Source organism: Stieleria sp. (assembly GCF_041595215.1).
GTDB classification, from domain to species: Bacteria; Planctomycetota; Planctomycetia; order Pirellulales; family Pirellulaceae; genus Stieleria; species Stieleria magnilauensis.
Map to the genome: position 1 here is coordinate 1 of NZ_JBFHKV010000207.1, position 9,662 is coordinate 9,662.

Sequence of the window (9,662 nt, forward strand, 5' to 3'; positions counted from 1 at the left end):
ATGCGTTTTTTGCTGGTCGATGGCAGCAAGATCGACGGCACGTTGTCCGCCGCCGAGGAGTCGGGGAGGCTGCGGATCAACAGCACACGGTTCGCCCAGCCGATCGAAATCTCGACCGGAAATCTGTTGGAGGCTCGTCGCGAACCCTTGAACTCTGGCAGTGTTGCAGGTAATGGTCTTGATACTTCCACCAACACATTTGCATTTCTGTTGAGCGACGGCAGCCGATTCGTGGGCAACGTCGTCTCCTGGTTAGACGGTGTGATCACGCTTGAAACCGCAGACCTGGGGCGGGTTTCGTTTGCCGCCCAACGCGTGGTCCGCATTGTCGACCAGTCGAGCATGCCGCATCAGATTCTGGCGTTGTCCGACGCTCGCTATCGCTTTCGTCGAGAAACGGGGTGGAGCTTTACCGAACAGGGCATGGCATGCACGGTCCCGGAATCGACGGCGGTCGCAGGCATCGATCTGCCGGATCGATTTCGCATTCGATTCGAAGTAGCTTGCGAGGGAACGGCCGATTTTGAATTGTCGCTCGGTGATCGATCGCCGGGCGGGGCAGGGCAGGGCAGTGCGCGGGTGGATCGGCGGGGCGGGTCGATTTCACGTTTGCCGACCGAGCGTTTTGTCAGCCGAGTGGAGTGGTTCGGTGAAAGTGTCTCGTTGGTCCGCAGCAATGCGAGTGTTTCCGATGCCGGCGTGTTTGACGTGGCGGATTCGCCGGGACGGTTGGAGCTGGATTTGTATTGTGACCAGGTGACCGGGCGGCTGCTGGCTTACCGCGACGGCGTGCTGCAAGCGGACGTCTCCCTCGTCGATGAGGAGCCCGTCGTGCGGCGCGAGTTGACGTTGATCAACCGCGGGGATCCGGTGCAGCTGACGAGTTTCAAATTGTTCCATTGGGATGGCCAGGCGCCGCCGTCACAGTTCTTGCCCGATCGCTTCACCCTGTTTCGCGACGGATCGATCGTTGATCAAGTCGCCGAGGAATGGGATGCGGATCGATTTCGTGTCGACGGCACGTGGCACGCCATAGACGATCTTGCGCGGATGGAGTTTGCCGTGGCGGCGCACGTTACATCGGCGTGTGATGTGAGTCTGTCTGGTGGGAGTCGAGTGCGCGGGCAGGTGGAAGGCCGAGATCCCGATGGTGCAATCCTTGTGCGTGATGGGACGGGAACCGTTTTACCCGTCGCACCGTCGCGGGTCACGCGTTGGGTGGGCCGATCGGAGGACGTGACAACGCCGCCCGTCGATGCGTCTCAATTTCAAGCGGACGGCGTGTCGTTGTGGGGACGTTTGCTGGACGGTCGCGACGTTGGAGCGACGTTCGGCTGGCGATGCTTGTCCGGCGAGAATGACGTCGGAATCTCGGCGACCGATGGCGTGACGATTCGGTTCGCGTCGACGTCGGATTCGGATGCAAAGTCCGTGCCCGAACCCGGCATGCTGGAACTGCGTTGCGGCGATCGCTTGCCCGGTCAATTGATTTCGATTCAGCCCAACGGTGTCTGTTTTCAAAGCGATTGGTGTGGCGAGGTACTGGTGGCGTTGGGCGAGGTCCGTCGCATTCGAACGGGACCGGCGGTCGCGGCGGGCGAGACCGATGCGCCTTGGTTGACGCGTCTGCCGCGACGGATGGCGGATTCGCCGCCGACACACTTGCTGGTTTCGCCCAACGGTGACGTGTTGCGAGGGCGATTGTTGTCGATGGACGAAGACACCGCTCGCATCGAAATCCGCGGTCGGACGCGGCTGATCAATCGCTCAAGTGTGGCGGAGGTGATTTGGCTCGGGCCGTCGGTTGAAGCATCGGCAGCGTGTCGCTACGTCATCACAACCCGTGACGGTGCGCGGTTGGGGCTGCAGACGGCCGGATTTGACGGCCGCGAATTGTCGGGTACGCAAACCGAATTGGGGAACTGTCGCGTCCCCGCGGCGGCGCTGGAAAGTCTTCGGTTCGGAACCAGAGACGCGTCGCCGGGCGAGACGTGGGATCTGGTGCCGGTGAAGGAACCGAAGACGTTTGAGTGAAGACAGCCTCTGCCGCTTGATCCGCAGTCTGATTCGCAGCCAGATCCTCAGCCTGCGGGGTCTTTCAGGTTGTTTTCATCGAACCCTTTTTGGCGCAGCAGGCAGGCGTCGCAGTGGCCACAGGGTTTTCCACCCGGGCCGGGATCGTAACAGGACAGGGTCATCGAATAGTCGACGCCCAGGCGGAGGCCCGTTTGAATGATTTCGCCTTTGGTCAGATGGATCAGCGGGGTGTGGACCGTCAGCTTTCGCCCGCTGGTGCCGCTCTGGGTCGCCAGGTTGGCCATCGTTTCAAACGCGGCGATGTACTCCGGGCGGCAATCGGGATAGCCGCTGTAGTCGAGCGAGTTGACGCCGATGAACAGATCGACCGAGCCGATGGTTTCGGCAAAGGCCAATGCCAGTGACAGGAACACGGTGTTGCGTGCCGGCACGTAGGTGACGGGGATTTCCACGCCGATCTGTTCGACGGAGTCTGATTTGGGAACCACGATCGACTGATCGGTCAGCGCCGATCCGCCGAATTGGGACAGATTGATTTCGACGACTCGGTGCGACGCGACGTCGAATTGCCGGGCCAACGCGGCGGCTCGTTCGAGTTCGTATTCGTGTCGTTGGCCGTAGCGAAAGCTGATCGTATGGATGGCAAAGTTTGCTTCGCGTGCGATCGCCAGACAGGTCGCACTGTCGAGTCCACCGGAGAGCAAGACGACGGCGGGGGGGCGGTTTTCGGTCACTGCTTTTTCCATAGCTTGCGTCCGATCGAGGGATGGTAGTTGGTCCAGTTTTCGTTGTTGGTCAAATCCGATTCGATCAGACTGGTAAAGGAAGTGATTTTGGCGTCCAGGTTGTCGATGTGATGCAACGCGATCGCTTCCAAGGTGGCCGGCAAACGGGGGCTGCCGAACTCGAGTTGGCCATGGTGGGACACGATCAGGTGCTCCAGTTGCAACCGCAAGTCGTTGGGGAAATCTTCGTCGGCGTCTTCTTCAAACGCCGCGATCGCGTCGCCGAGCATCTGCACGCCGATGACGATGTGCCCGACCAGTTGGCCGCGGTCGGTGTAGCTGAGTTCGCCGCTGGCGGAGATCTCTTCGATCTTACCCAGGTCATGCAGGAACGCGCCAAACATCAACAGCTCGGTATCCACGCCGGGATAGCGAGGTCCGAGAAACTGGCAGACTTCCATCAGGTCGACGGTGTGCCGCAGCAGCCCGCCGGGGTAGGCGTGGTGGTTGGACACGGCGGCGGTGCCCAGACGAAGTTTAGAGATGAAGGATTCGTCGGACAGGAACGCCTTTCCCAAACCACGCAGGTAGACGTTGTGCAGGTTCTCGATCATGTCTCGCAAGGTCGCCAGGGCCTGGTCGGCGGCGCCGGCGTCGAACTGATCAAAATCGCTGGGATCGACTTCGGTCTCGGCCAGATCGTCGATGGCGGTCAAGATGACTTGCAACGCACCCTGGTGTACTTGAGTGCGGCCGATGCAATGGACATAGCCGCCGCGACGGATTTTTTCGTAATCCGAGTCATCGGCGTTCCACATCATGGCGACGATCGTCCCGCTGCGGTCGGCCAGTTTGAGCAGCAGGTACTTGCCGCCCTGCCGGTTGACGCGGATTTGCTTGTCGGCCAAGCGGAAGGATTGGTCCAGAGATTGGCCGTCGGTCAGTTCGGTGACAAGCGTACGAGGCACGGCAGATTCCCTTTGGCGGGGCGTAAAATGATGAGTCGATGCAAAGGATGCGTGTGATGGCCGCCGATGGCAAGGTGTGGAGGCGTGGGATCCCCTGCGACGCGACCGGCAAAGGGACGAATTCTCGCAAACCGCTTCGTTTATGGCGGTGGACTGTTATACTGGCAGCATGTCGACTCAGATCTCATCCACCGGCAAAACCCGATCCTCGGTCAACTTGGTTCGGTCCTCGCACTCGTGGACCGAAGCCGAAAGTGCGGCCGGTTTTGTGTTGCGTTATCTGTCGCCGATGCGAAAGCAGTTGACCACCGTGATGGGGTCGACCGAAGAAGCGGATCAGGCGTTGCGGATTCTATTGACGCACCTGGTTTCGGCGGGATTCGGCGAGCATCGTAAGGGGCGGCTGCGAGACTTTTTGGCGCGGGCGGTGAAATCCTGTGCCAAGGCGCGGTTGGTCGAACAGGGCGGCGCCGAATCGGACCAGGAAAAATCGCCCTCGGTGACACTCGATTCCAAGCAGTGGCTCGTGTTGTGGCGAAATTGTCTGCTCGAGCGGGCGTGGCGAGCGTTGGAACGGATGCAGCACCAAGATGCCAGCCGGCCGCTGTACAGCGTCTTGTGGGCCAGCACGATTCATCCCAAGGCCAGCTTGGAAGAGATCGCCGTCGAAGTCGAAAAGGCGTGCTCGGTCAAGCTGGATCAAGTTCAGTTGCAGCAATTGAAATTGGAAGCCAAAGCGGCCTTCGCACAGTTGTTGGCCGACGAAGTGGTCGAAACGCTGGAAAACCCCGACAAAGCAGCGGTCAAGAAGGAAATCCAGTCGCTCGGAATCGGTAGCGCGTTCAGCGGATTGACGGTTTAACGGTAGTGATTGGAACCGGGGCCGTCGTGTGTCATAATGGTGGCGTGTCCGCTGTTGTGGCCCGCCCGCAATCTCGGACGCACCGGCCGGTCTTGATCGCCATTCGGGTTGCCCCATGCACTGCCGCATTGCGCCCGCCGGCCGGTCCCCCCCTCCCCCTACCACCCGCTTTTTCCGGCAACGATCCCTGTGACCCACTGAAGTCTTGAGCCGACCGGGGCTCGGCGCGAACCGCACCCATGGGGCGGACGCGTCGCCTGAGTTCCGGTCGGTCGTCAACGGGCAGTGCGTTCGGTGTCGTTATCGTTTTGGAGAAACAAACGCGATGTCCATTTTCATGCGTTTCCCGTTCCGCCTCGTCCTTGCCGCAATCAGTGTGGCAATCCTTGTCGACGTCGGCTCCGTGAAGGCTCAGGAACGCACCGCGGTGGACGAGGAGGGGCGGATCGTCAACTTTCAGCGTGACATCGTTCCGATCCTGCGGGCCAGATGTCTGGAGTGTCACAACGAAGAGGAAGCGAAGGGGGACTTTCGTGTCGATGACGCCGAGACGTTCTTGTCGTACGTCGAACCGGAGGATGCCGAGTCGAGCACCGTGTTGGCGGACTACATGCTTTCGGACGATCCCGACATGCTGATGCCGCCCCCATCCAAAGGCGGCCCGATGTCGCCGCACGAGTTGTCGTTGGTGCGGGTTTGGATCGACGAAGGTGCCGACTGGCCCGAGGACGTCGCGATCGTCCCCATCTCGTCTCAGCCGGAACAAGCGGTTGCCGAGCCGGTCGCCGAAGCACCCAAGTCGCTCGTGGATCGGGTCTGGGCGTTCCAGGGTTTTTTGCATCCCGCCACCGTCCATTTCCCGATCGCGCTGTTGCTGTTCGGCGCGCTGTTCGTCGTTTTAGGATGGAAGTGGCCGAGTCTGGGGCAACAGATCCCCTTGGCCTGTTTGCTGTTGGGTTCCTTGATGGCGATCGCTTCGACGGCGATGGGATGGTCGTTCGCGATCGAGAAAGGCTACGGGTCTTGGACCAAGGTCGACATGGATAGCGAAGTGTTCTGGCATCGCTGGAGCGGGGTGATCGTAGCCGTCACGTCCGCCGTGCTGGCGCTGGTCGCGCTGCGAGCGTTGGCGACGAAAAATGATTCGCTCGAACGGACTTGGAAGATCGGCCTGTTGGTCGTCGCGGGAATGGTCGGCGCGGTCGGACACCAGGGTGGCGAGATGACCTATGGCAAGGATTTCTATCCCAAGGCGTTCCGGATTTTGATGGGCACCGAAGGCGAACCGGCTGAGGAACAGCTCGCGGAGGAACCCGCGGCATCGGCTGACGATGAGATCATCGCCGCGTCGGTCACCCCCGTACCGTCCAACTGACGCGGGGCGTCACGCGTGTTTGAGCCGACTCTCACCGGCTCAATCGGCATGGTAATTGCCACACGAGGTCAACGCTTGTGAACCGGCTGTTCTGACGCCGGGAAAAAGGATTGCAAGCGAACGCTGCACGGAGGGTGGCCTGACAAGAAAGAAACAACAGTGAGAGTGCGAATCGTGGGCGTTATCAATCAAGCGGAAGGCCAGTTCAACAGTGCAGTAGACGAAATGGATCCGCCGGTGGTGGGGGCTCTGCCCGAGTCGACGGCGCCGCTCAGGTCTCGCCGCCAAGCCTTGCGGCCAAACCGTTCCAGCGGGTCTGCGACCGCGATTCTGGCACTCGAAGCGTCACACCAGTTGCGACTGGCCATCCGAGGTGTCATCGCCGTGTTGTGTGTGGCGGCGGTGTTCCTGTTTCTTTTCTTTCCAGAGTTTTCCGGATACGCAACGCTGTCGTTGCCGATGTTGGTGGTCGCGTTTATGGGGCTGCGTTTTTTCGGCAGGACGGCTCGTCTGATGGGGGCTGTCGGCGGTCGATTTTCGCGCAGACGGCGTGGACGTTTGGCGACCGCAGTGGTCAGTTCTGTGTCAAGTTTTGTGCTGAAAGGATTCATCGGATTCTTGTTGGCGAGCGCTGCCGTGATCGGATCCACCTATGAACTTCCCTATGTCGGTTTTGTTGCGGTGGTGTTGCTGTTGGCAGCCGTCTTGTCGAACTATCCGGGCCGCGGATTGTTTCCCGGGATGAGGTATGAAGAGCGTCGCGAGCGGTTGCGGCGCCAATCGCAGGAAGCTTTGGCGTGTGCGTCGTTCGACGCGCTCGTGGCGCCGCGGGAATCGTTTCGTCGCGTCGACGGCAATCACCTCTGCGTCTCCCCAGTCAGCATGGATTTTAAGGATTCAGCTCTGGACCCGAGTGATGGCATCGACATCGAGTATGACGAGGTAGAAATCGAAGAAGACGATTTCTTCTGCGACGGCTACAGCGATGGCTACAGCGACGGCTACCGCGACGCACCACCACAGTTGCACGTGATCGGCGAATGATCGGTGGCGGGGTGTCATTTAGCCCGTATTTCTTCGTCGGGTGATTTCTGGTGATCGGCGGATCGCGTATTCTGTGTGAGGGACGTTCCGGGCACGAATCACGCAATCATGGACACGGGAAAACGAGTGGCGAAAAGCGAAAAGAAGAAAAAACCGGGTTCCAAAACCGCCTCACGCAAAGCACTGATCGATCGTCCGCTGCCGGAGGATCGTTTTCTCAACCGCGAACTCAGCTGGCTGGCATTCAATCAACGCGTTCTGGCCCAGGCGGCCGACGGCAGCTTGCCGATTCTCGAACGCGCCAAGTTTCTGGCCATCACCAGTTCCAACCTGGACGAATTCATGATGGTCCGCGTCGGCGGGCTCAAGATCTTGCACCAACGCAACCCGACGCAGCGGGATCCGGCAGGCTTGGTGGCGGTCGAGCAACTGCAGGCAGTCGCCAAAAAGGGGCATGAGATCGTCTCACGGCAGTACCAATTACTTCGCCAGGAGGTGCAGCCGAAATTGGAGTCGGCCGGCATCGCTCAGATCGATTTGACGCAAGCCAGCGAGGCCGAGCATGGCTCGGCGACCGCCCGATTTTGGCGAGATGTCTTTCCCGTGCTTTCTCCCCAAGCGGTTTCCTCGGACAGCTTTCCGCTGCTGCAAGGCCTGGGGTTGCACCTGTTCATCCGTTTGAAACGGGATCCCGACACCCGGCTCGGCAAGGCGAGCGACGGTCCGGAGTCGGGCGAAGCAGAGGGCTCTGCCGAAACGTCGGAATACGCGTTGATTCCGATGGGGCGGTCGCTGCAACGCGTGTTGCCGATCTCGGGCGACAAACGGCACGGGTATGTCTTGTTGGAGAGTTTGGCGGCGCACTTTGTCGACGAATTTTTTCCGGGCCGCGAAGTGCTCGAGTGCGTCCCCTTTCGGCTGACCCGCAACGCCGACATCGAGTTTCGCGAAGACGCCGCGAGCGATCTGCTGGGCGGGATGGAAGAGATCTTGGAGAACCGGCGCTACGCCAGACCGGTTCGTCTGGAATACGGAGCGTCGGCCAGCGAGGAGGCGGTCGAGTTCTTGCAGAAGGTTCACCACTTGCACCCCGAAGACCTGTACGCGATCGACGGCCCGATCGATCTGAGCTTTCTGTTCACGCTGCACGGGGAAGAGGGTTTCGATCACCTCCGCGATGAAGTCTGGCCGGCCAAGCCACATCCGCGGATCGATCCGGAAGAGTCGATGTTCACGACGATCGCGGCGGGCGATGTGTTGATGGTCCATCCCTACGATCGATTCGATTCCGTCGTGCGGTTGATCGAGGAGGCTGCAGCGGATCCGGATGTGTTGGCGATCAAACAGGTGTTGTATCGAACCAGCAAAAACAGCCCGGTCGTTGCGGCGTTGGAACGCGCGGCCGAACGCGGCAAGTACGTCACCGCGATCGTGGAATTGAAAGCCCGCTTCGATGAGGCGCGCAACATCGAATGGGCAAAGGAAATGGAACGCGCCGGCGTCCAGGTCATTTATGGAATTCACGGGCTCAAGACGCATGCCAAGGTGTGCATTATCGTTCGGCGTGAACCGCAAGGCATCGTCCGCTACATGCACTTCGGCACCGGCAATTACAACGAGGCCACGGCGAAGCTGTACAGTGACATTTCATTGCTGACGTGTGACGAGGTGTTGGGCCACGACGCGACGAACTTTTTTAATGCGATCACCGGCGCCAGCCAGCCCAGGGCGCTGGAAGAGTTGGCCGCCGCACCGACCACGATGCGACGCCGCTTTCTGGATTTGATCGAAGAGGAAACGCAGCGCAGTCTGCAGGGCGGCCGCGGGCAAATCACCGCCAAACTCAACGCCCTGGTGGACCCGGAGGTCATCGATACGCTTTATCGTGCCAGTCGCGCGGGGGTGAAGATTCGCTTGAACGTCCGTGGACAGTGTTGCTTGCGGCCCGGTGTGAAGAACTTGAGCGATTCAATCGAAGTGATTTCGATCATCGATCGGTTCCTGGAGCACGCGCGGATTTTCTGCTTTCATCAGGACGGCGACGAGAAACTATTGATCGGCAGTGCGGATTGGATGACACGGAACTTGGATCGCCGGGTCGAGCTGTTGGTGCCTGTGGCGGATCGCAAGTGCTGCGATCGGTTGAAGGAAGTGTTGGAGACATATTTCCAGGACAACACCAATTGCTGGAAGATGATGCCCGACGGCGAATACCGTCAGCCCGATCGAGGTGATGAGCCTCCGTTGCGTTCCCAGCGGGTGTTGTACGACCGTGTGGTCAACACATGGAAGAAAGCCGAATCGAGTCGCCGCGCGACGTTCCGCCCGATCAGTGCGGGAAGCTAGAGTGGGGTAAGCATCCTGCTTGCCACCCACGCCGGCTCTGTCGGCAGGCTTGGGTAGGGCATGCTGTGCATGCCAAATGCGCTGCAACGTGTATCGGCATCAGCGACCGATTCAGCGCCGTTCAGGCGGAGCCTCGGAACAAGTCGGTGACTTGGCTTCACACGGTGACTTCGACGCTCAATGAATCTTGATCGGCGTAGCGGCGTCGGATCGGTTCGATCTCTTGTTCGATGAACTCGTCGACTTGTTCGGGGGCGCGTCCGACGAAATCGAGCGGGTTGATTTCGGTGTCGAACGAGACGGCG

General features: G+C 60.2%; 6 protein-coding genes and 1 pseudogene. 5 read left to right on the forward strand and 2 right to left on the reverse strand.

All coding sequences use genetic code 11. The features are described 5' to 3' along the window. A pseudogene (locus ABX749_RS10470) lies at nt 1–2,034 on the forward strand (hypothetical protein); the annotation flags it as partial. A 47-nt stretch (nt 2,035–2,081) separates the two neighbouring features. On the opposite strand, the gene queC reads toward ABX749_RS10470, so the two are convergent. Together queC and ABX749_RS10480 are read right to left on the reverse strand one after the other, a co-directional pair. Further along, nucleotides 2,082–2,771 carry a 7-cyano-7-deazaguanine synthase QueC gene (gene queC, locus ABX749_RS10475; RefSeq protein ID WP_372895931.1) on the reverse strand — a complete coding sequence of 230 codons (690 nt, stop codon included), beginning with the start codon at nt 2,769–2,771 and terminating at the stop codon, nt 2,082–2,084. After that, nucleotides 2,768–3,730 (reverse strand): 3'-5' exoribonuclease YhaM family protein, encoded by a 963-nt coding sequence (locus ABX749_RS10480; RefSeq protein WP_372895932.1) that lies wholly within the window; start codon nt 3,728–3,730, stop codon nt 2,768–2,770. Before ABX749_RS10480 ends, queC begins: the two co-directional genes overlap by 4 nt. A 148-nt stretch (nt 3,731–3,878) precedes the next feature. Here ABX749_RS10480 and ABX749_RS10485 point away from each other — a divergent pair, with 148 nt between their 5' ends. The 4 genes from ABX749_RS10485 (at nt 3,879) to ppk1 (ending at nt 9,357) form a co-directional block, all read left to right on the forward strand. Next, nucleotides 3,879–4,592, forward strand: coding sequence for a hypothetical protein (locus ABX749_RS10485; protein WP_372895933.1), 714 nt, complete (start codon nt 3,879–3,881; stop codon nt 4,590–4,592). A gap of 325 nt (nt 4,593–4,917) precedes the next feature. Next, the gene (locus ABX749_RS10490) at nt 4,918–5,967 is read left to right on the forward strand and encodes a c-type cytochrome domain-containing protein (protein WP_372895934.1); all 1,050 of its coding nucleotides are present in this window, start codon (nt 4,918–4,920) and stop codon (nt 5,965–5,967) included. 174 nt (nt 5,968–6,141) lie between these two features. Further along, on the forward strand, nt 6,142–7,011 hold the full coding sequence (locus ABX749_RS10495) for a hypothetical protein (protein ID WP_372895935.1): 870 nt from the start codon (nt 6,142–6,144) through the stop codon (nt 7,009–7,011). Nucleotides 7,012–7,119: 108 nt separating this feature from the next. Beyond that, complete coding sequence (gene ppk1, locus ABX749_RS10500) at nt 7,120–9,357, forward strand: polyphosphate kinase 1 (RefSeq protein ID WP_145219927.1); 2,238 nt, start codon at nt 7,120–7,122, stop codon at nt 9,355–9,357. Nucleotides 9,358–9,662: the final 305 nt, after the last annotated feature.